General features: G+C 63.8%; 20 protein-coding genes, 2 pseudogenes and 1 riboswitch. Of the genes and pseudogenes, 6 read left to right on the top strand and 16 right to left on the bottom strand.

What is annotated here, in order from left to right:
* The coding region (locus tag F3J43_RS23380) for an IS3 family transposase (protein ID WP_135192744.1) at positions 1-109 on the top strand (109 nt) is incomplete at its 5' end.
* A 125-nt stretch (positions 110-234) separates the two neighbouring features.
* Here F3J43_RS23380 and F3J43_RS23375 read toward each other — a convergent pair.
* Entirely contained in the window at positions 235-834 is a 600-nt protein-coding gene (locus F3J43_RS23375) for a hypothetical protein (RefSeq protein WP_166892881.1), read from the bottom strand.
* A gap of 329 nt (positions 835-1,163) precedes the next feature.
* Positions 1,164-2,144, bottom strand: coding sequence for a hypothetical protein (locus F3J43_RS23370; RefSeq protein WP_166892878.1), 981 nt, complete (start codon positions 2,142-2,144; stop codon positions 1,164-1,166).
* Between the two features lie 157 nt (positions 2,145-2,301).
* Here F3J43_RS23370 and F3J43_RS23365 point away from each other — a divergent pair.
* Positions 2,302-2,553 (top strand): annotated as a pseudogene (locus tag F3J43_RS23365) (transposase); the annotation flags it as partial.
* A 299-nt stretch (positions 2,554-2,852) separates the two neighbouring features.
* Here F3J43_RS23365 and F3J43_RS23360 read toward each other — a convergent pair.
* Together F3J43_RS23360 and F3J43_RS23355 are read right to left on the bottom strand one after the other, a co-directional pair.
* A pseudogene (locus F3J43_RS23360) lies at positions 2,853-3,857 on the bottom strand (chitinase); the annotation flags it as partial.
* Positions 3,858-3,894: 37 nt separating this feature from the next.
* Positions 3,895-4,530 (bottom strand): lytic polysaccharide monooxygenase auxiliary activity family 9 protein, encoded by a 636-nt coding sequence (locus F3J43_RS23355; protein WP_166892871.1) that lies wholly within the window; start codon positions 4,528-4,530, stop codon positions 3,895-3,897.
* Positions 4,531-4,961: 431 nt separating this feature from the next.
* Here F3J43_RS23355 and F3J43_RS23350 point away from each other — a divergent pair, with 431 nt between their 5' ends.
* Together F3J43_RS23350 and F3J43_RS23345 are read left to right on the top strand one after the other, a co-directional pair.
* Positions 4,962-5,624 (top strand): TetR/AcrR family transcriptional regulator, encoded by a 663-nt coding sequence (locus F3J43_RS23350; RefSeq protein ID WP_166892868.1) that lies wholly within the window; start codon positions 4,962-4,964, stop codon positions 5,622-5,624.
* A gap of 38 nt (positions 5,625-5,662) precedes the next feature.
* Positions 5,663-6,097 carry an FCD domain-containing protein gene (locus F3J43_RS23345; protein WP_166892865.1) on the top strand — a complete coding sequence of 145 codons (435 nt, stop codon included), beginning with the start codon at positions 5,663-5,665 and terminating at the stop codon, positions 6,095-6,097.
* Here the strand turns inward: F3J43_RS23345 and F3J43_RS23340 are convergent.
* From F3J43_RS23340 to F3J43_RS23320, 5 genes are read right to left on the bottom strand one after another with little or no spacing between them, the layout of a single operon-like run.
* Positions 6,076-7,029 carry a LysR family transcriptional regulator gene (locus tag F3J43_RS23340; RefSeq protein WP_205298063.1) on the bottom strand — a complete coding sequence of 318 codons (954 nt, stop codon included), beginning with the start codon at positions 7,027-7,029 and terminating at the stop codon, positions 6,076-6,078. The two genes, F3J43_RS23345 and F3J43_RS23340, sit on opposite strands and share 22 nt — an antisense overlap.
* A gap of 3 nt (positions 7,030-7,032) precedes the next feature.
* The gene (locus F3J43_RS23335) at positions 7,033-7,653 is read right to left on the bottom strand and encodes a TetR/AcrR family transcriptional regulator (protein ID WP_166892862.1); all 621 of its coding nucleotides are present in this window, start codon (positions 7,651-7,653) and stop codon (positions 7,033-7,035) included.
* Positions 7,654-7,681: 28 nt separating this feature from the next.
* Positions 7,682-9,070, bottom strand: coding sequence for an efflux transporter outer membrane subunit (locus F3J43_RS23330; protein WP_166892858.1), 1,389 nt, complete (start codon positions 9,068-9,070; stop codon positions 7,682-7,684).
* The gene (locus F3J43_RS23325) at positions 9,067-12,207 is read right to left on the bottom strand and encodes an efflux RND transporter permease subunit (protein ID WP_166892854.1); all 3,141 of its coding nucleotides are present in this window, start codon (positions 12,205-12,207) and stop codon (positions 9,067-9,069) included. The genes F3J43_RS23330 and F3J43_RS23325 overlap by 4 nt, the downstream gene beginning before the upstream one ends.
* Positions 12,208-12,250: 43 nt before the next feature.
* Positions 12,251-13,375, bottom strand: a complete 1,125-nt coding sequence (locus F3J43_RS23320) for an efflux RND transporter periplasmic adaptor subunit (RefSeq protein ID WP_205298062.1) — start codon at positions 13,373-13,375, stop codon at positions 12,251-12,253.
* A gap of 218 nt (positions 13,376-13,593) precedes the next feature.
* Between F3J43_RS23320 and F3J43_RS23315 the strand changes: the two genes are divergently transcribed.
* Positions 13,594-14,361 carry an IclR family transcriptional regulator gene (locus F3J43_RS23315; protein WP_166892847.1) on the top strand — a complete coding sequence of 256 codons (768 nt, stop codon included), beginning with the start codon at positions 13,594-13,596 and terminating at the stop codon, positions 14,359-14,361.
* A gap of 310 nt (positions 14,362-14,671) precedes the next feature.
* Here the strand turns inward: F3J43_RS23315 and F3J43_RS23310 are convergent, their stop codons facing one another.
* The 7 genes from F3J43_RS23310 to F3J43_RS23280 all read right to left on the bottom strand — a co-directional run bounded on the left by F3J43_RS23310 (position 14,672) and on the right by F3J43_RS23280 (position 23,387).
* Complete coding sequence (locus F3J43_RS23310; RefSeq protein ID WP_166892844.1) at positions 14,672-15,601, bottom strand: ABC transporter substrate-binding protein; 930 nt, start codon at positions 15,599-15,601, stop codon at positions 14,672-14,674.
* Positions 15,594-16,343 (bottom strand): (2Fe-2S) ferredoxin domain-containing protein, encoded by a 750-nt coding sequence (locus F3J43_RS23305; RefSeq protein WP_166892841.1) that lies wholly within the window; start codon positions 16,341-16,343, stop codon positions 15,594-15,596. The genes F3J43_RS23310 and F3J43_RS23305 overlap by 8 nt, the downstream gene beginning before the upstream one ends.
* On the bottom strand, positions 16,343-18,298 hold the full coding sequence (locus F3J43_RS23300; RefSeq protein WP_166892838.1) for a TonB-dependent receptor plug domain-containing protein: 1,956 nt from the start codon (positions 18,296-18,298) through the stop codon (positions 16,343-16,345). The genes F3J43_RS23305 and F3J43_RS23300 overlap by 1 nt, the downstream gene beginning before the upstream one ends.
* 89 nt (positions 18,299-18,387) lie before the next feature.
* A riboswitch (cobalamin riboswitch) is annotated at positions 18,388-18,596 on the bottom strand.
* A gap of 69 nt (positions 18,597-18,665) precedes the next feature.
* The gene (locus tag F3J43_RS23295) at positions 18,666-19,157 is read right to left on the bottom strand and encodes a GNAT family N-acetyltransferase (RefSeq protein ID WP_166892835.1); all 492 of its coding nucleotides are present in this window, start codon (positions 19,155-19,157) and stop codon (positions 18,666-18,668) included.
* 123 nt (positions 19,158-19,280) lie between these two features.
* Entirely contained in the window at positions 19,281-20,621 is a 1,341-nt protein-coding gene (locus tag F3J43_RS23290; RefSeq protein ID WP_166892831.1) for an MFS transporter, read from the bottom strand.
* Between the two features lie 44 nt (positions 20,622-20,665).
* Positions 20,666-22,207, bottom strand: coding sequence for a class I adenylate-forming enzyme family protein (locus tag F3J43_RS23285; RefSeq protein WP_166892828.1), 1,542 nt, complete (start codon positions 22,205-22,207; stop codon positions 20,666-20,668).
* 1 nt (position 22,208) lies between these two features.
* A complete protein-coding gene (locus F3J43_RS23280) occupies positions 22,209-23,387 on the bottom strand; it encodes an acetyl-CoA acetyltransferase (protein WP_166892825.1) in 1,179 nt (392 codons plus the stop codon).
* A gap of 142 nt (positions 23,388-23,529) precedes the next feature.
* On the opposite strand from F3J43_RS23280, the gene F3J43_RS23275 reads away from it, so the two are divergent.
* Positions 23,530-24,102, top strand: coding sequence for a LuxR C-terminal-related transcriptional regulator (locus tag F3J43_RS23275; RefSeq protein ID WP_166892822.1), 573 nt, complete (start codon positions 23,530-23,532; stop codon positions 24,100-24,102).
* Positions 24,103-24,366 lie beyond the last annotated feature (264 nt).

Here is a 24,366-nt window from a genome sequence, read left to right as displayed (position 1 = left end):
CGATTACATCGAGATGTTCTATAACCCCAAACGCCGACACAGCAGTGCTATGCAGCTGTCGCCAGTAGAGTATGAGAAACGCTATTTTCTTAGCTTGGAGAGTGTCTAGGAAACCAGGGGCGATTCATACCGCCATAACACATCGAAAGACAATCATCACTAAAAATTGATACAACACCGAAAGATATGGAAAACCTGCTCTCAAACAAGGCAAGCGAGAGCAGGTTCTACGCATTAGAACCAGCCTGATATCAAGTGCGAGACATCAGAGAAAAAATTCTTAATAGAGGTCCAAGCATTAACCAACCAGTTGACAACACTTCGTATTATCGAGCCAAAAAAATCAATGATTGCACTAAACACCTTGTTAGCCAATGAGCACAGGCTCTGGAAGGCAAAGATAATTCCATGGGCAGCTTCTGGGTTTTTCTTACAAAGTTCCTTAGCCTGGTCGCGCCAATGATCAATCGTTGCAGCAGTCTTCCTTTTGGCTTCATCAGCCATCTCATCAATCATTTTGCTAAATTCATCTTGATTACGGGAGGCTTCTAATGCCTTAGTATAATCAGAGGTTCTACTATGAAAGCCAGCACTTTCGGAATTCAAATTCGCTTTACAGTCACCGACAAAGCTATCAACAACTTGACTATCACCACCATCGGAAACATATCCGACCGCTAGCGAAACTGGCTCCAAGCTTTCATAAAGCTTATTCAACCTCTGCGACTCCGCACTATAGCTTTGAAGCCGTCGATCACTTTTGAACTGAGAAGCCATATCATCAATAATACTATTAAAGTCATTACTAGTAAGAGCCGCGCCTTGGACTGACATTTTTCTCTCCCTGATAAAATTAGGCAAGCCATCTTGCAAGCCCTACTATAGCCCACCTCCAAAAAGCGTCAAAAGCACCGATCACCCAACTTATAAGTAACCACTTACTACTATCACAAACGACTTAAATTCAAGCACGCCTCACACCTTATTTTCACACTTATTCAAACCCCGGCCTCCATAGGTGACATACTGCGCCACACGCGATCATTACGCGCTGCCCCTGAACGACTGAAACTTACCCTAACGACCAAACTAAAGGGGCCGCTCAAATCAGCACAGTTTGTCTGACCTGTGTTGTTTTGAGCGACCCCTAACAACAAGTAATTTTATGCGTGAGGAGATACCGTAGCTATGTAATATGCAGTATCGCCGCCTTTATCGTTACACCTAATCGCCAGATCAATATTACCTTTGGATGCCGTGTACTCAAGCCTATCAAAAGCATCTGTCTTTTCGGCAGCGGTTTGTGCAGAGATATCGAAGTCGCAATAGCAATTGTTCCACCCTTGCGCACCTGTCAATGGACAATCCATGCCAAATGCTAGATCAGGCCCCTTGTTAACACTATAGACCACGCCATACTGACATCCCACCAGAGCGTTATCGCGCTTTTTTGACATAATAAACCCGCCACCAAAATAACCCAACACCCCTCCCGAGATATTATCAGTTACAACTTGCGGCTTGCCGTGAACATTATACTGCCCCTTGTAAGTAATTGTCTGATCCTCATCACCGCTAAGCTTATTGATTAGAAAAGCAACACAGTTAGCAGGCTTCTCCATGAAATACAGTATAGGAATAACTATGAGAACAACAACAAGAGCGGCAATCGTGCAAACAGCAGCAACAGTCGCTGCTTCGACCCCGACTAGAGCGGCTGCTGACACCATCGCACCTTCCACGATAGAGCTATTAAATGCGGCGGCAGCAACTGGCCCTAGCGCTGTAATACCCCCAAACAACATGGTTGCCGCCACATAGCTCGAGTCTTCATTTTCCATTTTTGACAGGCGCTGGTTAGTATCGAGGAGCGCATGAATCTGGGCTTTAATTTCCCCGCCCCTAGCACTAGTCAGGCTACTGAGTTGCGCTGGCTTAAGCACCTGAGCGGATGTCTTATCAACCTCATCCAACTCTTGAACGGACTTCCCTGTTATCCTTGCTAGCTTTTCTAGCAACCCCTGACGAAGTTCGTGCTGTATTGCCTCAACTTCAGCCTGAGACTTAGCTCCACCCAGACGCTTAGCCCACTCAGGGTGATGAGACTCAAAAGTTTTCTTCAGGTAAACCAAATGCTCATCCATTTTGAACTCCATGTATATGACTATAACTTCCAGAAATACAGATCGTAATCTGTCAACTTCACTGCACTACCATTCCATACCTATTGCTTATCTCCGCATAGAGCATAGGTCGCGCCCTGATTAATTCAAGTCAAGATAAGGGTTCTCCGATCAAGTGAGCACAGATCGAAAATTGAGTAAGCGCAGCGCACTGCACAAGGCCAGACACTGGTTTGGAAGGGGCACAGCTCAGGAAAGGGCCAAGGTCGAATACCCGTTCCGGGTCATCAAGCGGCAGTTCGGTTACGTGAAAACTCGTTTCTGCTGGTTGACCAAGAACGCGGCGCAACTGTCCATGCTCTTTGCGTTATCGAATCTGTGGATAGCCCGGCGGCAACTATTGCGCGTGACGGGAGAGGTGCGTCTGTGATGCAGAAAAACCAGAAGCATCTTTTGTGTAATGCGCGGCTGAAAAACCGGCTGAACCGACGCTACCTGCGATCAGGGGACGAATGTCTGGTGGCTTGTTCGGAGCATCCCTAGCCCCCGCCCCCCCCACAACGCAAAAAATCCGACACCTCCCGGCATCGGATTTTTCACGCCCTCTCCAGCGACTCGACCAGGACCCTCGTGTCGGACACCCGGCACGTCTGCCGGATGTCGTCTTGGCCTAGCGCTGGCGGTCGGTCAACGGGCTGAGCTGTCGCTGGTTTGCCCGCCCGCCCTGGCGCCATGGATCAACGTCCCGTAGCGCCGACTGAATTCCTGGTTGTACGGCACGCGGTCCTTGTTGACCCCGCTGTCCCAGTTCACCGACCAGGTCATCAACCCCTTGATCGGCAAACCCTTGGCCTGCAGCCGCTTGAACGCGTTGCTCACCGCCTTGGCATCGATCACGTAGCCAGTGGCGGCGGCGTCGACGTTCGCCGGCAGGCCGATGACCAGCTTGTCGGCCGCGATCCGGGTGAAGCCCCGCGAGCCCGTGGCCAGGCTTTCGCTTAGGTAGAACAGGAAGTCCTCCTTCAGCGCATCGTTGTTCTGCGCGATCCATGCACCGTTGCCGTTGTTGGCCTCCGGCACCCACACTCCGTCGCCGCCCTGGTTGTAGAACTGCGGCGCGATGAAGTCGTAGTAGCCCTCCAGTGCCTTCAGGTAGTCGACGTAGCGCCCGGCGCTGGTCAGGTAAGGGAACTCCGGCGCCATGCTGATGATGAAATGCTTGCCTTCGGCGGCGTAGTGATCCTTGACCCGTTTCAAGGCGGCCGGCAGCACGGTCTTGTTGCTGGCGAAATCAATCGCGCTCTGCTCAAGATCGATGTCCAGCCCGTCGAAACCATAGGTTTCCACCAGACGGATGATTTCGTTGGCCAGTGGCTGTTCGTGCCCCGGATTCAGCGCGATATGCGCATCGGCGCCGCCCAGGGACATCAGCACCGCCCGGCCCTGGCTGTTGAGCACGCCCACCTGGCGACGGAACTCGGCGTCGGACAGGTTGTACGGCTTGAACGTCGGGATCCCGCTGCCTTTCATGAACGCCACGGCTACCACGTTGTAGTCCCGCGGCACCTCCTCCAGGCTCATGTTGGCGAATTGGCCACGCTGGTAGCCATCGGCCGGACCGGCCGGCCAGTTGTGCCAGTAGCCCATGAGGATCTGCTTGCCGGCCAGGCTCGGCATCTGCGACGCGGCGTCGACCTGCGCTGCCTTGTGCTGGGTGAAGTCAATGTTTGCCATGTTCTAATCCTTCAGAACGTAGGGAGGACACGCCGACCTATTTGAAGTCGACATCGAAGGCCTGGTAGAAGGCGTTGCCAGTGTTGGCCACGATCCACATCAGCACGATCACGTGACGCCCCTTCTTGCTGGCCGGCAGCTTCACCTCGTGTTCGACCTTGGCCTTCAATTCGCCGGCATGGCTGTAGTACGGCACCTGCGGATAGAAATCCTCGGCGAAGGGTTGCGCCTCCAGTTGCGCACGGCTGATGCGCTGCTTCGGGTCCCAGCCATCCTTGGTGATCAGCCAGCGGTAGCCGCGGGTGGTGTGCGGCGCGGTGTACTTCCAGGTCACCTTGAACACTTGCCCGGCATCGACGTTGATCAGCGGCCAGGTGAAGGCGCGGTTGAGCTTCTTGCTCATTTCTTCGTCGGTGAAGTTCACGCAATCACGGGCGTCGGTCTTGCCGCCGCTGAGGATGTAGCCATCGGCAGGTGGCGCGACGCTGGGGTTGTCGGTCTGGAAAGGTGCGGGGAACGGGCCGGCCCCCAGGGCCGGGAAGTTCTTGCCACCCTCCATCTCGTCGACCTGCCAGCCGCTCAGTACACCGAGGTCGATGGCGACGGCGCCGCGGGAAGCTGGAGTGGTGATACGGCCATGACGCAGTGGGTTCTGGGTTTGTGGTTTGTTCATCGTTATTGCTCCATTTGATTTGAGAACTCTCCCTTTCCGAAGGAGAGGCCTTCACGTTAACGGAGCTGGATTTTGTGTCCACGGGGCCCTTTTCGGCGTTGCCGGGGATGATTTGGAGAAAGGCCAGCAAATACTGGATACATATACAGTATCGCTATGTTTCTCCTACCTGCCCTGAAGCAAAAGACCTACAACCCAAGGTGACGCTTGCCGATGTCCGAGCCCCGCCTGCCACACAAACACCACACGTTCGGACGTCCCGGTTCAACTATGGATTTCGACTTCGCCATGGGATGACCCGGTCATGGCCTCGAGGCGGGCGCGATGTGGAATGTTGTTGATGCGAACGTTCACGGGCTCGGAACATGAATTGAATTGGATTTTGGTTCGAAGGAGAATCAACCCATCCGCATTGACCTCTAGGCCTCTTGATGACCAAAGCCCCACGCGGCCTGCGCACCGATGGCGAAGTCACCCGCGCCCGCATCCTCGACGCCGCCGGCCAGCTGTTCGCCGCCAGCGGGTATGCAGAGACCACCAGCAAGGCGATCGCCGCTGCTGCCAGTGCCGACCAAGCCTCGATCAACTACCACTTCGGCAGCCGCAGCGGCCTGTACGAAGCAGTGCTGGCAGACGCCCACCGCCGCCTGGTCAGCCTCGAGGAGCTGCAGCGCCTGGCCGGCAGCCCCATACCCGCCGCGCAGAAGCTGCGCCTGCTGATCGAGCAACTGGTCCACCAGGCCGTGGGCAACCCCGAGGGCTGGCACATCAAGGTCCTGGCCCAGGAACTGATGACCCCCACTTCGCACCTGCACGCCCTGTTCAAGGACGAACTGTTGCCGAAGGTCGCAGTGATCACCCGGCTGCTGAGCGACATCACCGCGATCCCGCTCGACGATCCGGCGCTCACCCGCTGCCTGCTCAATGTAGTCGCTCCTTGCCTGATGCTGGTCATCAGCACCCGCGGCATACCGGGCCCGCTACGCGAGATCCTGCACATGCCCCAGGCGACCATCGTCCAGCACCTGCACAGTTTCGCCCTTGCCGGGCTGCAGGCAATCGCCGAGGAGTACGCCGCCAACGCTTCCTGCTGAGGCACCAGGCTCAACCCGGGCGACGACTATCCGCCCACATGTCGCCCGGCGACCGCCTGCTCATCGAGTGCCAGGCCCTGGCCGACTCGATCGGCAACGGCGACCTGGAGTGGGAAAGCCAGCTGATCGCCGCCCACCACCGCCTCGACCGCCTGGCCATCGTCGAAGGGCCGGAGCGCCTGATGAAGGCGGACCGGGAGCAGGCCCACGAGGCCTTCCACCAGGCCTTGCTCGCCAACTGTCGCTCGCCCTGGCTGCTGCGCCTGTCGCGGCTGCTGCGCGACCAGACCGCGCGCTATCGGCTGCTGTCAGTCAGCTACCCCGACAGCGCCGCGCGCGACGTGCCCGGCGAGCACCGGGCGCTGCTCGAGGCGGCGCTGGCCCGCGATGTCGAGCAGGCCTGCGCGCTGCTGACCCACCACTACCAGACCACCACCCGCAACGTCCTGGCTCACGAAGCCCTCAGGCCCTGAGCCGCCCAGTAGCGCGGGTCCGCCAGGACGATCCGGTCACGCTCGAATGCCCGTGGCAGGTGTGCCTTGAGGTGCTCGACCCAGGTGCGGATCTTGGCATCCAGGAAGCGCCGCGACGAATACAGCGCATACACTTCGCGCGGGTGCAGCTCTTGCTCGGGCAACAGCCGCAGCAGGCGCCCCTCGCTCAGCGCCTTGGCGGCGACGAAACTGGGCAGCAGGCAGATACCCATGCCGCCGGAGGCAGCCTGGCAGGCCGCTTCCGGCTGGTTGACCCGCAGCACGTTCTGGAACCTGAAGATCGTCTCCCGGCCGAAATACCAGCCCTGCGGATACAGCGGGTCGGCCAGCATGATGCAACGGTGCTCGTGCAACTGAGCCGGCCGGGTCGGCACCCCATGCCGCGCCAGGTAGGCCGGCGCGGCACACAGCACGCTGTGGATCTGCCCCAGCCGCTGGGCGACGAACTCCGAATCCGGCAGGCCCAGCGACAAGGTGACCAGCACATCCAGCCCGTCCTCCAGCAGCGCCGGTGTCTGTTCCGTCAACGACAGGTCGATGGTGACCTGCGGGTGCTGTTCGAGATAGTTCCCCACCAGCGGCATGAGGTGTTCCAGGCCAAACTCGGTGATCGTGTGCAGGCGCAGGCAGCCAACCGCCTGGGACTGGGCGCTGGCAGCCTCGCTTGCGGCCGTTTCGAGGTCGGCGAAGATCGCCTTGCAGCGTGCCAGGTAGCGTTGCCCGGCCTCGGTCAGCGCCAGCGAGCGGGTGGTGCGCTGCAGCAGACGCGCGCGCAGTTGCTCCTCCAACGCGGCGACTTGCCGCGAAACGGTTGGCGAAGAGATCTCCAGCGCCTGCGCCGCGCGACAGAAGCTGCCGCTCTCGGCAACGCGAACGAACGCCTGCATGCAATGCAACAGGTCGATGGCCATGGCCTAGCCTCCCGCCGTGGCCGGCGCGAGCAAGGCCAGGATGAAGCGCTCGACCTCCCGCCCGATCGGATACTGCTCGCCCGGCAAACCCAGCAGCAGAGCTTCGCTGAGCGCACCGAACATGAACACCCCGACGGCCCTGGCCTGGGCATCGCGCTCGGCGCCTGGCAGGCGCCCGGCGCAAGCTTGCTCGATGACCTGTGCCACATAGTGGCGAATGCGTTGCTGCATTCCTTGCAGGCGAGCCTGCACCCGTCCGCTCACATGGCGCAGCTCGTGCCCTTGCAGCAGGATCGCGGCACTGCGCCGCAGATGCGGCACGCTCAAGGTACGCTGGACCCCGTCGCCGAGCATCGTCGCCATCTCCTCGATGCCTGGCAGCGCCTGCGCCCCGCCCCGTTCGAGCGGCAACTGGTCCCAGGGGAACCAGGCCCGCTCGATCACCGCCTCGAGCAGCTCCGGCTTGCCCTCGTAGTGCCAGTAGATGGAGCCGCGGGTCAGGCCGGCGACATCGGCGATGTCCTCCAGCCTGGCGATCGCGTAGCCGCGATCGCTGAACACCCGCTCCGCAGCGTCGAGCAGGCGCTGGCGCGTCTGCTCGACTTCGGCCTTGCAGCGCCTCATCGCCCTGCTCCCGCCCAGTGCCGCGGCCTCACTGGCTACCTCCACCCAAGGCCTTGTACAACGCGATCAGGTTCTGGCTGCGCGCCAGTTGGGTGCTCACCAGCTCCTGCTGCGAGGCAAACAGGTTGCGTTGCGCATCCAGGCTGTTCAGATAGGTGTCGACACCGGTTTCATAGCGCTGCTCGGCCAAGGCATGGCTACGGCTGTTGGCCTTGACCAGCAGGGCCTGGGCGGTGACCTGGCGCTCCAGCTCACGGCGTGCGGCCAGGCCGTCGGAGACCTCCTGGAAGGCCACCTGGATCGCCTTCTGGTAGTTGGCCACCTCGATCGAGGTCTGCACCTTGGCCACGTCGAGGTTGGCCTGGTTGCGCCCCCAGTTGAAGATCGGCACGTTGATCGACGGCACGAAGCTCCAGGCCCCCTGCCCGCCCGCGAACAAGTCGCCGAGCTGGCGGCTGGCCGAGCCCGCCGAAGCGGTCAGGCTGATGCTCGGGAAGAACGCCGCGCGCGCGGCGCCGATATTCGCGTTGGCCGCCTTGAGCGCATGTTCCGCCGCGAGAATGTCCGGGCGCTGGGTCAGCACCTGCGAGGGCAGCCCGGCCGGCAACGCGGCGTCCAGGGCCATCGTCGCCGGCGCGGCAGCAGCCAGCTGCTCCGCCGAAAGCGGCTTGCCCACCAGCAGCACCAAGGCATTGCGGTCCTGCTCCACCAGGCGCTGGTACTTGGCCTCGCTGGCCTGCGCCGAGCGCACGGTGCTCTCGGCCTGGCTCAGGTCCAGCTCGGTGGCCACATCCTCCTGGTAGCTGCTGCGGGTGGTCAGGTAGCTCTGCTGCTGGCTGTCCAGGGTCTGCTTGCTCAGCGCCAGCAACTGCATGTCGGCCTGCAACTGGTAGTAGGCGTTGGCCACTTCCGCCACCAGGGCGATCTGCGTGCTGCGCTGCGCCTCGACGGTCTGCAGGTAGGCTTCCAGCGCCTGTTCGTTGAGGCTGCGCACGCGACCGAAGAAGTCCAGTTCATAGGAGGCGAAGCCGACGCCGGCATCATAGCGATGGCCGGTGCCACTGCGCCCGTCCGCGGACAAGTCCGCCGGCGTGCGCTGGCTGCTGCCGGAGACCGTGGCATCGATCGACGGCAGCAGGTCGGCGCGGCTGATGCGGTACTGCGCCCGCGCCTTCTCGATGTTGAGCAGCGACACCCGCAGGTCGCGGTTGTTGTGCAAGGCGTCGCCGATCAGGGCCTTGAGTTGCGGGTCATGGAAGAAGGTGCCCCAGGGCAGGACACCGCCCGCCTCGGCGGGCGGCGTCTTCCACTCGGAAGCCACCGGCGCCGCCGGGCGTTCGTACGCGGGGATCAGCGAGCAACCGCCGACCAGGCCCATGGCCAGTGCCAGGGCCGCTTTCAGATTGCCGTGGCTCATGCGTGCTCTCCTTGTGCCTCGGTAGTGGCCTGCTGCGCCTTGCGGCTGAACAGGCGGGTGACGACCACGAAGAACAGCGGCACGAAGAACACTGCCAGGAAGGTCGCAGTGAGCATGCCGCCGACCACGCCGGTACCGATCGAGTGCTGGCTGCCCGACCCCGGCCCGCTGGAGATCGCCAGGGGCAGGACGCCGAGGACGAAGGCCAGGGAGGTCATGATGATCGGCCGCAGACGCTGACGCGCCGCTTCCGCCGCTGCCTGCAGCAGGGGCATGCCCTCCTCGTGCAGCGCCTTGGCGAACTCGACGATGAGGATGGCGTTCTTCGCCGACAGCCCCACCGTGGTCAGCAGGCCGACCTGGAAGAACACGTCGTTGGCCAGACCGCGGCCAAGGGTCGCCAGCACCGCGCCGATCACGCCCAGCGGCACCACCATGATCACTGCCAGCGGTACCGACCAGCTCTCGTAGAGGGCTGCCAGGCAGAGAAACACGATCAGCACCGAGACGGCATACAGCGCCGGCGCCTGGGAGCCGGACAGACGCTCCTCGTAGGACATGCCGGTGTACTGCAGGCCCACCCCGTCAGGCAACTGGGCGACGATGCGCGCCACCGCCTGCATGGCATCACCCGAGCTGTAGCCCGGCGCCGGCTCGCCCTGGATCTCCACCGCCGGCACGCCGTTGAAGCGCTCGAGCTTGGGCGAGCCATAGGTCCAGAAACCGTGGGCGAAGGACGAGAACTTGACCATCTCGCCATTGGCGTTGCGCACGTACCACTTGTCGAAGTCTTCCGGCGAGATACGCGAGCCGATTTCACCCTGTACGTACACCTTCTTCACCCGACCGCGGTCGATGAAGTCGTTGACATAGGACGAGCCCCACGCGGTGCTCATGGTGTCGTTGATGTCGCTGATGCTCACCTGCAACGCCCGGGCTTTCTCCTTGTCGATCACGATCTGGTACTGCGGCTCGTCGCTCATACCGTTGGGACGCACGTTGGCCAGCACCGGATCGCTCGCGGCCAGTTGCAGGAACTGGTTGCGCGCCGCGATCAGCTTCTCGTGGCCCATGCCGACACGGTCTTGCAGGTAGAAGTCGAAGCCCATGGCGTTGCCCAGCTCGAGGATCGCAGGCGGCACGAAGGCGATCACCGTGCCGTCCTTGATCTGCGAGGCGCGCGCCTGGATACGCTGGGAAAGCGCGAAGATGTCGGTGCCGTGCTCGCCGCTGCGGGCCTCCCACGGTTTGAGCCCGACGAACAACATGCCCGAGCTCTGCCCGCGACCGGCGAAGTTGAAGCCGTTCACCGTGTACGCCGACTCGATCAGCCCGCCCTCGTCCTCCAGCAGGTAATCGCGAATCTCGTTGAGCACCACCTGGGTGCGCGCGGCACTGGTGTTGGTCGGCATCTGCACCTGGACGAACATCGTGCCCTGGTCTTCACCCGGCAGGAATGCCGTGGGGATCTTCGGGAACAACCAGCACAGCGCCACCACGATCAGGCCATAGATGCCCAGGAACAGCGCCTTGCGTTTGGCGATACCCAGCACCCCGAGCTTGTAGCGATCGGCGTTGCGCTCGAAGGTACGGTTGAACCAGCCGAAGAAGCCCTTCTTGTCGTGGTGGTCATGGCTGATCGGCTTGAGCAGGGTCGCGCACAAGGCCGGCGTGAGGATCATCGCCACCAGCACCGACAGGGCCATGGCCGAGACGATGGTGATGGAGAATTGACGATAGATGATACCGGTGGCCCCGCCGAAGAAGGCCATCGGCACGAACACCGCCGACAGCACCATGGCGATACCCACCAGGGCGCCCTGGATCTGCCCCATCGACTTACGCGTGGCTTCCTTGGGTGACAGCTTGTCCTCGATCATGACCCGTTCGACGTTTTCCACCACCACGATGGCGTCGTCCACCAGCAAGCCGATGGCCAGGACCATGCCGAACATGGTCAGAATGTTGATGGTGAAGCCGAACGCCGCCAGCACCCCGAAGGTGCCCAGCAGTACCACGGGCACCGCCAGGGTCGGGATCAAGGTGGCCCGCAGGTTCTGCATGAACAGGTACATCACCAGGAACACCAGGACGATACCTTCGCACAAGGTCTTGACCACCTCGTGGATCGAGGCGCCGACCGCCGGCGAAGTGTCGTACGGGTAGACCACCTTCAGCCCAGCCGGCAGGTAGGGTTCCAGCTCACCGACGGTGTCACGCACCCGTTGCACGGTGTCCAGCAGGTTGGCGCCGGTGGCCAGGCGCAGGGCGATGGCCGCCGCCGGCTTGCCGTTGTAGGTGCCGGAGATGGAGAAGTCCTCGGCCCCCAGGCCGACGGTGGCGACGTCCTTCAGGCGGACCTGTGAACCGTCCGGGTTGACCTTGAGCAGGATTTCGAGGAACTGCTCGGCGCTCTGCATGCGCGACATGCCCAGCACGGTGGCGTTGAGCTGCACGCCCTCATGGGTCGGCAGGCCGCCCAGCGAGCCCGAGGACACCTGGACGTTCTCGGAGCGCACCGCGTTGATCACGTCCTGCGGTGTCAGCTGGTAGCTGAGCAGCTTCTTCGGGTCGGTCCAGATGCGCATGGCGTACTGCGCTCCGAGCATCTGGAAGTCGCCTACGCCCTTGACCCGGGTGATCGGGTCCTTGAGGTTGGAGGCGATGTAGTTGCCGATGTCGAAGTCGTCCATGCTGCCGTCCTCGGAATACAGGCCGACGATGAGCATGAAGTTGATCTGGTACTTGGCCACGCGCAGCCCCTGGCGCTGCACTTCCTCAGGCAGCAGTGGGGTCGCCAGTTGCAGCTTGTTCTGCACCTGTACCTGGGCGATGTCGGGATCGGTCCCCTGGTCGAAGGTGACGATGATGGTCATGCTGCCATCGCTGTTGCCCTCCGACGAGATGTAGCGCAGGCCATCGAGGTTGTTCAGTTGCTGCTCGATGACCTGCACCACGGTGTCTTGCACGGTCTGTGCCGAGGCACCTGGGTAGGTGACGGTGATGCTCACCGCGGGCGCGGCGATGTTGGGGTATTGGTTGACCGGGAGCTTCATGATGCTGAAGCACCCGGCGAGCATGATCACGATAGCGATCACCCAGGCGAAGATCGGCCTGTTGATGAAGAACGATGCCATTTGAATTTACCGAAAAGTGGCGGCGATGCCGGGACAGCCTGGGTTACTTCGAGCTGACAATGGATTGCAGCGGTGCGACGTTGCTGGCGGCCACTGGCTTGAGGGCGATGCCTGGGCGCACACGCTGCACGCCCTCGGTGACCACCCGCTCGCCGGCGCTCAGGCCGGACTCCACCAGCCACTGGTTGCCCACGGTGCGCGACGTGCGGATATGGCGCAGCTCGGCCTTGTCGCCTTCGCCCACCACCCAGGCCGTGGCCTCGCCCTTGAGGTCGCGGGTCACGCCTTGTTGCGGAACCAGCACGGCGTTGCGGCGCACGCCTTCGGCCAGGGCGCCGTGGACGAACATGCCTGGCATCAGGATGCCGTCGGGGTTGGGGAACTGCGCACGCAGGGTGACCGCGCCGGTGGTTGGGTCGACCGTCACTTCGGAGAACTTCAGCGCGCCCGGCTGGGCGTAGGGCGTGCCGTCTTCGAGGGTCAGGTCGACCTTGACCTGGCCGGGGCCGACCATCGCCAGGTGCCCGGCATCCATCTCGCGACGGAGCCGGAGCATTTCGGTGGAGGCCTGGGTGACGTCCACGTAGATCGGGTCCAGCTGGTTGATCGAGGCCAGCTCCTGGCTCTGTTCGGCACTGACCAGCGCGCCTTCGGTGACATTCGAGCGGCTGATACGGCCATCGATCGGCGACAGCACGCGGGTGTATTCGAGGTTGATGCGGGCGGTCTTCAACTCGGCCTCGGCCTGTTTCCAGCTGGCCTGGGCATCGTCGAACTGCTGGCGGCTGATGGCTTTGGTTTCCAGCAGGCGCTGGTAACGCTGGGCCAGGTTGCGCGCGGTGTCGCGGTTGGCTGCGGCCTTGTCCACGGCTGCTTGGTACAACGCCGGATCGATCTGGTACAGCTGCTGCCCCTTGCGCACCACGGTGCCTTCGGTGAACAGGCGCTTTTGCACGATGCCACTGACCTGCGGGCGCACTTCGGCGACCCGGTAGGCCGTGGTGCGGCCAGGCAGGTCGCTGCTGAGCAGCAGGTCCTGCTCCTTGAGTTCGACGACACCGACTTCCGGGGCCTGTACCGCCACCGGTTGTTCGGCCTTGTTGCACGCCGACAGCGCGAGGGTCATCGACAGCAAGGCCCCGAGGCCCTGTGTGGTTCTGCTGATCATCATTTCTCCTTGGACGTGACGCCGGCCCGTCCCCCAGGGAAAGCGCTGGGCGACACGAGCATTGAGCGAGCTTTAATGTACCGCATTACGATACCGTGTACCGCATTATGATACAGCAAGTGCAATAAAAGAAAACCGTCGCTGCCGTGCCGGCGATGAACCTGTACACTCGCCCAGCCGCCAAGGCACAGGCGCCAGAGCCGTTTTCGAGGAAAGTGATGAGCAGTGACAAAGACAACGCGGCAGACGAGCAGCGCAGCGGCGGCATCCAGGTCATCGCGCGCTCCAGCGCCATCATGCGTGCCCTGGGCGCCCAGCCGCAGGGGCTGAGCCTGGCCGCCATCGCCCAGGCCACCGACCTGCCCCGCTCCACCGTGCAGCGCATCATCGGGGCGCTGGAGGCCGAAGGCCTGGTGGAAAGCCTGCCGGGCAGCGGCTATCGGCTGGGCCCGGCCCTGGGCCAGCTGATCCACCATGCCCACGGCGACATCATTTCCGTGGCCCGGGAATCGCTGGAGCAGCTCGGCGAAGCATTGGGGGAAACCGTGGTGTTGTCGTGCATCCGTGGTAAGCGGACCAACGTCATCATCCGCGCGATCAGCGAGCAGGAACTGCGCGTGGTGATTCCGCTGGGCCATACGCTGCCCATGTACTCCACCAGTGATGGCAAGGTGCTGCTCTCGACCCTGAGTGACGAGGGCATCCGCGAATGGCTGCCGGACACGCTGGAAAAGCTCACCGCCAATACCCTCGGCTTGCCGGAACTGCTGGCGCAAATGCCGGATATCCGTCGTAGTGGCATGGCCGTGGACATCGAAGAACACACCTTGGGAGTGAGCGCGATGAGCCTGTTGATCCCCACGTTCATGGGGCCACACGCGGTGTCGGTGGTCGCCCCCACCGCGCGCTTCACGCCCCGGCTGGCGGAGTTCCGCGCAGCCCTGGGGCGCTTCAAGGCGGCCCTGGACAAACAATTCGAGGCCTGACGGCAGCGGCGTCAGAAGGCATTGACGGCGCAAGGCTCTGCACGAAACGTTTTGTGGAAGCGGGCTTGCCCCGCGATGAAGTGCGAAGCGCTCCTGTAGCCGATATCAAAAGGATCAAAGACGCCGTGGATTCAGGCTTTGCTGCCGCGTTACGGCAGATCGCGGGGCAAGTCGCATCGGCGCACCGCCCCTCCCACAACGATGGATGACCATACTTTTCGTGCAAGCCAAGGTGACGGCCTTGTCCTCGGCCGGGCAGCTCACGTCATGAACCGTGCGCCGCAGGGCACCATCGCCGCTGCGGCCGAGCTCATGGCACGGGCAGAGCCCGCAATTGCCTGGCCAGCTCGAGCACCACGCGGCCACTGGCTGGCGTCGGCACCAGGTGAGTGAAGGGAATGTCGATCAGGCGGTTCTCGCGCACCGCGCGCAGGCGCGAGAGCACCGGGTCCTGGGTCAGCAGGCGGCGCTTGCGGCTGGCCGGCGACCAGACCGCATCGGCCAGCAGGATCACGTCCGGGTCGGCCAGCAGCAAGGTCTCCCGGCTGGCGGTGACCCGGTAGCGATCGATGTCGGCGAACACATTGCGCGCCCCCGCCGCCGCCAGCAAGGTGGTGACGAAGCCGCGTCGCCCTTCGCTGTCCAGGCCCTGGACCTCGCTGTCCAGATAGAACACCGACAAGGGCTTGCCCGGACGCTCCAGTTCCAGCGCCCGGGCGCGGGCCAGGTCGGCGTCCAGCGCGGCGATCAGTTCGCTGGCCCGCGCCTGGCGGCCCATGATGGCGCCCAGGGTGGTCAGGTCATGGCGCACATGCGCGAAGAAATCCAGGCTGTGGCCGTTGCACCCCGACTCCAGCAGGTACGAAGCCACCCCCTGGTCAGCCAGGGCGCTTCTCGAGGTGATGCCCGAACCGAATGCCGTGGCGAAGCCGCCCACCACCAGGTCGGGGCGCTGCGCATACAGCACCTCGCTGGCGGGGTACTGGCGGGCGATCACCGGAACACCGGCATAACGGCCCTGGCGCCAGGCGCTGCCGTTGTCGTCGAGGTACGCCACGCCCACCAGCGCCGGCCCCACACCCAGCGCCAGCAGCAGGTCGGCGGCATGCTGGTTGAGCGCCACCACCCGCTCAGGCGGGGTCTGCGGACGCGGCCACGACTGCGTGCAGTTGAGGTAGTCGGCGGCCATGGCCGGCAACGCCCAGCACAACGCCAGGCACAATCCCCAGCGCCTAGTCATGGGGCCTGCCACCTTCGATCAGCAACCCAGGCACTACCTCGCCGCCCGCCAGGTGGCCTTCGACCAGGCGGCGCACCTCGGCCTCGTCGCGCACCCGGTACCAGCAGGCGTCGGGATAGACCGTCAGCACCGGCCCCAGGTTGCAGGGAAACTGGCAACCGGTACGCGTCAGCAACACCCCGCCAGGGGTCTCTATCAGTTGCCGCTCGAGCAACTGCCGACGCAACTGCTTCCACAGCGGCAAGGCGCCGCGCCGCACGCAGCGCGGGCCAGTGCACAGGAACACCTGGCGCGCATGCGCGGGGATCCGCGACCAGTCGGGATCGGCGGCTACGGCGCTGACCTGCTCGCAGGCCAGGTGCCGGCTGGCCTGCCCGATGCTCGCGCAAGCCGCCTGCGCATCCAGGCCACGCCGCCCCAAGGCCTGCGCCGTAACCCAGACCTTCGGCGCGTGGGCCTGCTCGCGCGCCAGGCGGCCCAGTTCGTCGCGTAGCCAGTCCAGATAGGCGCCATCGGAGGTCGGCTCCAGATCCACCACCAGCACGCACGTCACGCCCTCGGCGAAGGTCGCCCGCAAGCAGGCCCACAGCCCATCGAAACCGTCCAGGGTATCGACAATGGCATGGGCCGCGCCCGCCCCCAGCAACTGGCGAATCTCGGCGCCGAAGGCCTCGGCCGCCGCACCTGCGCCAAGACCGGGGCCGACGAACAGCACCCGTTGGTATGTGCTTGGCGCATTCATCAGAAGGTGTAGGTGTAGCGCAGTTCAGAGGTGAAGGGGCGCCCGAGGTTGTCCACGTTGCTGGCGCGGCTGGTGACATAGTCGCGGTCGAACAGGTTCTCCACCAGCAGGCTCAGGCGATGCTGCCGGGCGTTGTCCAGGTAGCGGTAGGCATCGGCGTCGACCACCGTGTAATGGCCATAGTCGACCCGCTGGGCACTGGTGACATCGCGAATGTAGCGAATCGCGCCGCCGGCGCCCCACTGGCGATCCACCGACTCGTAGCCGATACGCGAGCGGGCGAAGAAGCTCGGCACATCGTTGAGGGTCACGCCGCTGCGCGATTCGGTGAGGTTGCGGGTCATGTCCGCCTGCAGGCTCCAGCGATCATCGAGCTGCAGGCTGGCATCGGCCTCGAAACCGCGCACCAGCACCTGGCCCTGGCCATTGCTCCACTGGATGCCGTCGAGGGTGATCAGGTCGCTGATCTTGCGGCGGAACAGCGTGGCACTGGCGCGCAGCTCACGACCGGACCAGTTGCCGCGGTAGTCCACGCCCAGCTCGGCATTGCGGCTCTTCTCGGGCTTGAGGTTGCGGTTGCCCAGCTCCTCGCCCGGCTCGTTGACGAACAACTGCTCGGCGTTCGGCAGCTTGTAGGCGGTGCCGTACTGGCCACGCAATTGCCAGTGCTCGCCAAGGTCGTACAGCGAGGTGAGCATGCCCACGGTGGCGCTGTCGCCCCCGCTCATGGCCTCGTGGCGCACGCCGAGGCTCGGGTGCCAGTTCGGCAGCGCCTCGATCTTCGGTCGCAGTTGGGCATACAGGGCATGGGCCTGGGCCTTGTTGTCATCGATCACCATCACGTCGTCCTGGCCCTTGAACCACTGGTTGTCGGCGCCGAACACCAGTACATGGCCGCCGTCCAGCTCGGCCTTGCCCTCGGCCTGCACGCCCCAGTCGGTGAAGCCCCAGTAGTCGTTGTGGTTGATTACCTTGCGACCACCGCCCGGCACATTGTTGATCCGGGTATAGCGGGTATCCCAGTCGTTGACATGGCCCTTGACGAAGTAGCTCAGGCGCTCGTTGACACGCTGCTCGAAGGTCGCCGTGGCGATCTGCTGCACCCGGTCGTTGGTAGTCTTGTAGTTGTTCAGTGGGCGGGCGAAGTCGAGGTTGGCGTCGGAGTACTGGTAGAACAGTTCGAGGCGCGAGTCGTCGCCGAACGCCTGGACTGCCTTGCCACCGAAGGTGGTGACTTCGTAGCTGCGCTTCTTGTCGCTGACATTGCCGCTGTAGTCGCGATTGCGAAACGGCTGGTAGCCCTCGGAGACGTTGTGGCTGACGTAGGCCAGCAGGCCCAGGTCGCCGAAGCCGTTGCTGACGATCTGCTCGACCCGTGCGTCGCCGCTGTTGCCACCGAAGGTATCCAGCCCGAGGTTGACCTCCCCCGCCGCACTGCGGCTTTGCGGACTACGGGTGACGATGTTGATCACCCCCGACACCGCCTGGGTGCCGAACAGCAGGCTCTGCCCGCCCTTGAGCACCTCGATGCGTTCGATGGCATTGGCTGGCAAGGTGTCCAGGTACAGGCCGCCATACAGGCGGTTGTTCAGGCGCACGCCGTCGAGCAGGATCAGCGTGTCATCGTTGCGCCCGCCCAGCAGCGAGTAGGTGCCATAGTCGAACGGGCCGTTCTTCGGGGCCACGTAGAAGCCCGGGATGAACATCTGCATGACCCGGGAGACATCGGCGCTGGGGCCGGCACGCTCGATCTGCTCGCGGCTGACGATCTCGACCTTGCTGCCGTACTGGGCCATGGCCGCCACGGTGGTCGATTCCACCGAAGGCGCAGACACGATCTGCTGGTCGAGGGTCAGGGTGTGTTCGTCAGCCAGCAGCAACGGGCTGAACAGGCAGCCCAGCAACAGAGTCTGGGTCTGAGAAGGGAAACGTCGGGAATCAGTTGCAGCAATCATGCTCTTCTCGAAAAGTGAATTTCGCAGAAGCACGCACGAGCGGGTATCGGGCACCAGCCAGCACCGGCCCATGCCCGCCCACCGCAGGATCTTGCCAAACGCTTCAGGCCGGTCTCCGGGCTCGCGAGGCTGGATGGCTTCACCTTCCCATGGCCGGCGGGCCACAGTGGCGTGTCGAAGGCATCACTCGCATACCGTTGCGGGGGCAGCACCGGACTGGTTCACCTGGGCGAACGTACCGGTTTCCCGTTTCACCCCATGCACGGCGGCATGGGGCACCTGAAACAGGGCGGAATATGAACATCCGCTTGAGCACACGTCAAGGCGCATGCCACATGTTTGCGTGTAGCGCCAGGCGCGATGCCTGTCAAAGCGCCATGACCATCTCATGCCAGGCCATGCCGCCATGCGCCGAGGGTGACGGCCGCACATAGCCATAACCCATGCGGCGGTACAGCTCGACATGCTGTTCCTTGCACATCAGGTGGATGCTCTGCTTGCCCAACTCACGCATCCGCGCGATGAACGCGTCCATCATCAGCCGCGAATAGCCCCGCCCCTGGCAGGCGGTATCGACCACCACCGACATGATCACCACGTTGGGCGCCTGTGGATCGTGGCCGACCAGTTCCTTGAAGGCTTCGTCGGACATCACCACCTCATGGGCGCAGCCACTGTTGATGAAGCCGATGACCTGGCCATCGACCTCGAGGATCAGAAAACCCTCGGGGTATTGCCCGATACGGGTGCGGATCTTCTCCAGGGTCGCCGCCTCGTCGCCCTCGTAGGCGCCGATCTCGATCTGGTAGCAGCGCTCGGCGTCCTGGGGGACGGGCTGGCGCAAACGCGGGGTGTTCATGCAGGGGACTCCAGCAAGGTCGGGGGAACGCGCAGGGTAAATGAGCGGGGCCTGAAGCGCCACGACCGTCCGGGTGCTGCCTGACGCCAGTCAGGGGCCACCCGGACAACCGCTGCCAGCCACTCAGAGCTGGGGATTGGCCAGCAGCGACGCTGCCGAGTGCTCCGGCTGGGGCGCAGCCTGGCGACAGGCCACGAAGTCTTCCTTGCGCAGCAGCAGCAGCGCGATCAGCGACGCCACCCCGGTGCCGACATAGAAGTACCAGGGCGCGGAGATATCACCGGTGACCTTGATCAGCCAGGTGGAGATCAGCGGCGCGCTGCCGCCGAAGGCGGCCACCGGGATGTTGTAGGCCACGGCGATCCCGGTGGAGCGGATCCGTGTCGGCAGCAGTTCGCTCATCAACGCATAGGTCGACGATGCATACAGCCCGAACAGGATCGCCACCGCCATCAGCGGCCAGAACAGCGTGGCCGGCGTGGCCATGGGCGCGACCTTGAAGAACCAGTACATGGCCAAGGTCGCCAGCACACCGATCACCATCAGGAACGGCTTGCGCCCGTAGCGGTCGGTGAAGGCCCCGCCGAACGGCATCACCAGCGCCGCCGACAGGCTGGCGACGAACACGTAGAGCAAGGTGGTGCCGCTGTCGAACTTGAGGGTGTTGGACATGTAGGTCGAGGCGAACGTCAGCACCAGGTAGAAGATCGAGCTGTGCAAGGTGATGATGAAGAACACCAGGGCGATCGCACGCTTCCACTGCCAGACTTCGCGCAGCGGCGCCTTGGACGTCTCCCCGGCCTCGACCAGGGCCACGAACTCCGGGCTGTCCTCGAGCTTCAGGCGGATATACAGCGAGATGAAGCCCAGCGGCCCGGCGACCAGGAACGGAATGCGCCAGCCCCAGTCCTGCATCAGCTCGGCGCCCAACAGCCAGGTCATGCCGTTGGCTACCACCCCGCCGAGCACCAGGCCAAGCACCGCGGTGACCATCAGCCAGCAGGTGGCGAAGCCCCGCCGCCCGGGGCCGGCATACTCGGAAATGAAGCTGGTGATGGTGCCGATCTCGCCACCTGCCGAGAACCCCTGCACGCAGCGCACCAGCACCAGGATCACCGGCGCGGCGATGCCGATGCTGGCGTAGGTGGGCAGCAGCCCCAGCAGGAAGGTCGAGCCGGCCATCAGCACCAGCACCGTCACCAGCGTCTTGCGCCGGCCGATCTTGTCAGCCAGCGGGCCGAAGAACAGCCCGCCCAGAGGACGGATGAAGAAGCTCAGGGCGAACGCCGCGAAACTGGCCAGCAGGCTGCTGGTAGGGTCGTCGGAGACGAAGAAGGCCTTGCCGATGTACAGGGCCAGAAAGCCATAGACGCCGTAGTCGTACCACTCGATCAAGTGGCCCGAGGTGGCGCCGAGGAACGCCCGACGCCGCTGGCGCAGGGTATTGGAAGATGACACGCCCATTCGGGGACTCCTGTCGGTCGTTGCTATCCATGAAAAACGGCGTTTCAGAGGTCGTTCAGCGATCCTGCGGGATCCTTGAGCCACTGACGCAGCCGGGTCTTGAGAATCTTGCCGTAGCTGTTTTTCGGCAGCTCGGTGCAAAACAGGTACTTCTTCGGCTTCTTGAACGATGCCATGCGCGCCAGGAACCAGTCGTTGAGCGCCAGGGCGTCGAGGTTGCCGGCCGGGCGCGGCACCACGAAGGCCACCACCGACTCGCCCCAGTGGGCGTCGGGCTCCCCTACCACGCAGGCCTCGAACACCTCGGGGTGCTCGATCAGCACCTCCTCGACCTCCCGCGGGTAGATGTTGCTGCCGCCGGAGATGATCACGTCCTTGCAGCGGTCGGTGAGGGTAAGGTATCCGCGCTCATCAAGGAAGCCTATGTCGCCGGTATGCAGCCAGCCATCCACCAGCGCGGCCGCGCTGGCCTGGGGATTGTCCCAGTAGCCCTGCATCACCGCGGCGCCGCGCACCACGATCTCGCCGGCCTCGCCAGCGGCCACCGGCTGGCCTGCCGGGTCCAGCACGCGGATCTCGGCGCAGGCCTGGGCCCGCCCCACCGAGGCCGCGATGGCAGCCCAGTCGGCCTGGCCACGGTCGGCGATGGCCTCGCGCGACAGCGCGGTGATGCTCATCGGACACTCGCCCTGGCCGTAGATCTGCACCAGGCGAGGCCCGAACACCGCCAGTGCCTGGTCAAGGTCGGCCAGGTACATCGGCCCGCCACCGTAGACGATGGTCTTGATCCCCTCGCCGGCGTAGCCCTGCAACCGGGCCTGCTCGACCATGCGGGTGACCATGGTCGGCGCGGCGAACAGGCTGACCCGCTCCAGCGTCTGCGCCAGCTCGAACAGCTCGGCGGCCTGGAAACCACGGGATGCCGGCACCACATGGCGGGCGCCGCTACGCACGTGGATGAAGTTGTACAGCCCCGCGCCATGGGACATCGGCGCGGCATAGACCACGGCATCGTCAGCGGACGCCGCGTCCACGTCCAGCGGATAGCACAGCGACATGGCGACCAGGTTGCCGTGGGACAGCATCACGCCCTTGGAACGGCCGGTGGTGCCGGAGGTGTAGAACAGCCAGGCCAGGTCGCTGTCCAGCCGCGGGTGCGGCGCCAACAACGCGTCGCCAGGCAGCGGCGTCGGCTCGGCCAGCCCCGGGGCGGCCAGTTCACGACAGCCTGCTGGCAGCGCCAGGCCATCGAAGGTGCAGCCGGCGTCGGTGTAGACCAGCCGCGCCCCGGCGTTGCCGACGATCCAGGCGGCTTCCAGGGGATGCAGCTTGCTGTTGACCGGCACCGCCACCGCCCCGCTCCACCAGATGGCATAGAACAGTTCGAGGTACGCGCAGCTGTTCTTCATCAGCAACGCTACCCGGTCGCCCGGGGCAATGCCGAGCTCATGCCGCAGTTGCAGGGCGCGATTGCGCGCCTGGGCGGCGAATGCCTGGTAGTCGGCAACCAGATGGCTGCCTTCGAACAGCGCCGGCCGCTGCGGCCAGCGTTGGGCGGCATCGAGCAGCCAGTGGGCGATATTCATTTCAGACTCTCACGGCTTGCAGCACGCTGGCGTAGTTGGCCACCGCCATCCCGCCCATGTTGAACAGCAGGCCGAACTCGGCGCCTGGCACACCCAGGCCGATGGGCCGACCGGTGAGCTGGGCGAAACCCAGGGCATGCATCGACACCCCGGTGGCCCCCACCGGGTGCCCCTTGGCCTTGAGCCCGCCGGACAGGTTCACCGGCAGGCGCCCGCCGGGGCGCACGATACCGTCGTCCAGGGCGCGATGGCCCTCGCCGCGGGGGGCCAGGCCCATGGCCTCGTAGATCAACAGCTCGGCGATGGTGAAGCAGTCGTGGACCTCGGCGAAGCTCAGGTCGCCCAAGGTCACGCCGGCTTCGCGCAATGCGCCGTGGATCGCCCGCTGCGGGCCCTCGAAGGCCAGCACGTCGCGCTGCGACAGCGGCAGCAAGTCGTTGACCTGGGTCATCGCCCGGATCGCCACCTGCCGGCGCATCGCCCGGGCGCGTGTGGGCGAGGCCAGCACGATCGCCGCCGCGCCGTCGCTGATCAGCGAACAGTCGGTCAGGCGCAGTGGCGGCGCGATCTGCGGGTTGCCGGGGGAGACCGTGTTGCAGTGCTCGAAAGTCATCTCCCGGTGCATCTGCGCCAGGGGGTTGGCCATGGCGTTGGCGTGGTTCTTCACCGCGATCGCCGCCATCGACGCCAGCGGGCTGTGGTAGCGCTCGGTATACTGCTGCGCCACCTGGCCGAACAGCTGGGCGAAGCTCAGCCCGGCCTCTGCGATGGCGTTCTGGTAGCCGGCACCGGCCAGGGCGCGGGTCACCTCGACCGTGCTGTTGCCGGTCATCTTTTCCGCGCCGACCACCAGCACCAGCTCGGCAGCGCCGCTGCGGATGGCGTTGATCCCAGCCTGGATCGCCGCCGAACCGGAGGCGCAGGCGTTTTCGCAACGGGTGGCGGGCTTGAAGCGCAATTGCGGGTCGGCCTGGAGCATCAGCGAGGCCGGGAAGCCGTCGGCGACCAGCCCGGAGTTGAAGTGGCCGAGGAACAGTGCGTCGACTTCGGCGGCGTCGATCTCGGCGTCCTTGAGCGCATCGCGGGTGACCTGGACGATCAGGTCCTCGAGGTTCTGGCCATCCAGGCGACCAAAAGGACTGTGCGCGGCAGCGACGATGGATACGGAATCGTGAAACATGGTGATTTTCTTCTGTCCTTGAAGCGGGTATTTCATACAATGGGCCAGCGCCTGAATCCCCCGCTAGTTGGGGCAACTACGTACGTGTATAAGTAGTGAGTCATACGGCCGCATGACCCTGATAAACGAGGCAGGACGCCTGATGACCATCGATACCCCACCCGCCCAGGACCTTGAACGCATCGCGTTCCAGGTATCTCCTGCCCCGCAGATGATCACCGCGCACCGCCGCATGCTCGATTGCAACCAGGCGTTCGTGCGCTTGTTCGGCTATGAGCGCGAAGAGCTGCGGGGCAACCTGACCCTGCTGCTGTACCCCTCCCACGCCGATTACCAGGCCATCGGCGAACGCAGCGAACACTGGCTGCGCACCGGGCCGGGGGCGTTCTATTCCGACGAGCGCTTCATGCAGCACCGCACGGGCGAAGTGTTCTGGGCCCGTGCGCATGGTTTCACCCTGACCGTCGAGGACCCGTTCAAGCTGATGGTCTGGCATTTCGAACGGCTCGACCGGCAACCGGCACCGGCCGTGCAGTTGACCGCACGGGAACGGGAAATCTCGCTGCATATCGTCAACGGCTTGACCTGCAAGGAAGTGGCCCGGCAGTTGGGCATCTCCCATCGCACAGTGGAAGTGCACCGGGCGCGGTTGATGAAGAAGCTGCAGGCGAAGAACAGTGCGGAGCTGGTTTCGAAGATCATCTTCATCAGTTGACCCGGCCCCCAGCCCTGTAGGAGCCAGCCTTGCTGGCGAAGCCGGCTCCTACAGGGTTCCGCCGGGCTTCGCCGCCTGCATTGACAGCCCCGCAGCATCAGGTATTCCCCGATACATCCTACAAATCCATCAGACGTTTCCCTGATGGATGAGCCTCCCTCCCCCTAGTATCATCTCGCCTTCACGGACCACCCGGGACCTTGCGTCCCTGCCTAAGGAAGGCTGTACCTGATGACCGCTGCACCCGCCGTTCCCGCGCTCACC

Origin of the sequence: Pantoea sp. Cy-639, from assembly GCF_011752525.1 — a bacterium.
GTDB lineage: Bacteria > Pseudomonadota > Gammaproteobacteria > Pseudomonadales > Pseudomonadaceae > Aquipseudomonas.
The sequence above is the reverse complement of the archived record's forward strand: the minus strand, read 5'-3'. Positions and strand labels throughout refer to the sequence as shown.

Bases quoted from the DNA above. Each gene is read 5' to 3' on its own strand.
- F3J43_RS23375 (WP_166892881.1), bottom strand. From the start codon at position 834: ATGTCAGTCCAAGGCGCGGCTCTTACTAGTAATGACTTTAATAGTATT.
- F3J43_RS23370 (WP_166892878.1), bottom strand. From the start codon at position 2,144: ATGGATGAGCATTTGGTTTACCTGAAGAAAACTTTTGAGTCTCATCAC.
- F3J43_RS23355 (WP_166892871.1), bottom strand. From the start codon at position 4,530: ATGAACAAACCACAAACCCAGAACCCACTGCGTCATGGCCGTATCACC.
- F3J43_RS23350 (WP_166892868.1), top strand. From the start codon at position 4,962: ATGACCAAAGCCCCACGCGGCCTGCGCACCGATGGCGAAGTCACCCGC.
- F3J43_RS23345 (WP_166892865.1), top strand. From the start codon at position 5,663: ATGTCGCCCGGCGACCGCCTGCTCATCGAGTGCCAGGCCCTGGCCGAC.
- F3J43_RS23340 (WP_205298063.1), bottom strand. From the start codon at position 7,029: ATGGCCATCGACCTGTTGCATTGCATGCAGGCGTTCGTTCGCGTTGCC.
- F3J43_RS23335 (WP_166892862.1), bottom strand. From the start codon at position 7,653: ATGAGGCGCTGCAAGGCCGAAGTCGAGCAGACGCGCCAGCGCCTGCTC.
- F3J43_RS23330 (WP_166892858.1), bottom strand. From the start codon at position 9,070: ATGAGCCACGGCAATCTGAAAGCGGCCCTGGCACTGGCCATGGGCCTG.
- F3J43_RS23325 (WP_166892854.1), bottom strand. From the start codon at position 12,207: ATGGCATCGTTCTTCATCAACAGGCCGATCTTCGCCTGGGTGATCGCT.
- F3J43_RS23320 (WP_205298062.1), bottom strand. From the start codon at position 13,375: ATGATCAGCAGAACCACACAGGGCCTCGGGGCCTTGCTGTCGATGACC.
- F3J43_RS23315 (WP_166892847.1), top strand. From the start codon at position 13,594: ATGAGCAGTGACAAAGACAACGCGGCAGACGAGCAGCGCAGCGGCGGC.
- F3J43_RS23310 (WP_166892844.1), bottom strand. From the start codon at position 15,601: ATGACTAGGCGCTGGGGATTGTGCCTGGCGTTGTGCTGGGCGTTGCCG.
- F3J43_RS23305 (WP_166892841.1), bottom strand. From the start codon at position 16,343: ATGAATGCGCCAAGCACATACCAACGGGTGCTGTTCGTCGGCCCCGGT.
- F3J43_RS23300 (WP_166892838.1), bottom strand. From the start codon at position 18,298: ATGATTGCTGCAACTGATTCCCGACGTTTCCCTTCTCAGACCCAGACT.
- F3J43_RS23295 (WP_166892835.1), bottom strand. From the start codon at position 19,157: ATGAACACCCCGCGTTTGCGCCAGCCCGTCCCCCAGGACGCCGAGCGC.
- F3J43_RS23290 (WP_166892831.1), bottom strand. From the start codon at position 20,621: ATGGGCGTGTCATCTTCCAATACCCTGCGCCAGCGGCGTCGGGCGTTC.
- F3J43_RS23285 (WP_166892828.1), bottom strand. From the start codon at position 22,207: ATGAATATCGCCCACTGGCTGCTCGATGCCGCCCAACGCTGGCCGCAG.
- F3J43_RS23280 (WP_166892825.1), bottom strand. From the start codon at position 23,387: ATGTTTCACGATTCCGTATCCATCGTCGCTGCCGCGCACAGTCCTTTT.
- F3J43_RS23275 (WP_166892822.1), top strand. From the start codon at position 23,530: ATGACCATCGATACCCCACCCGCCCAGGACCTTGAACGCATCGCGTTC.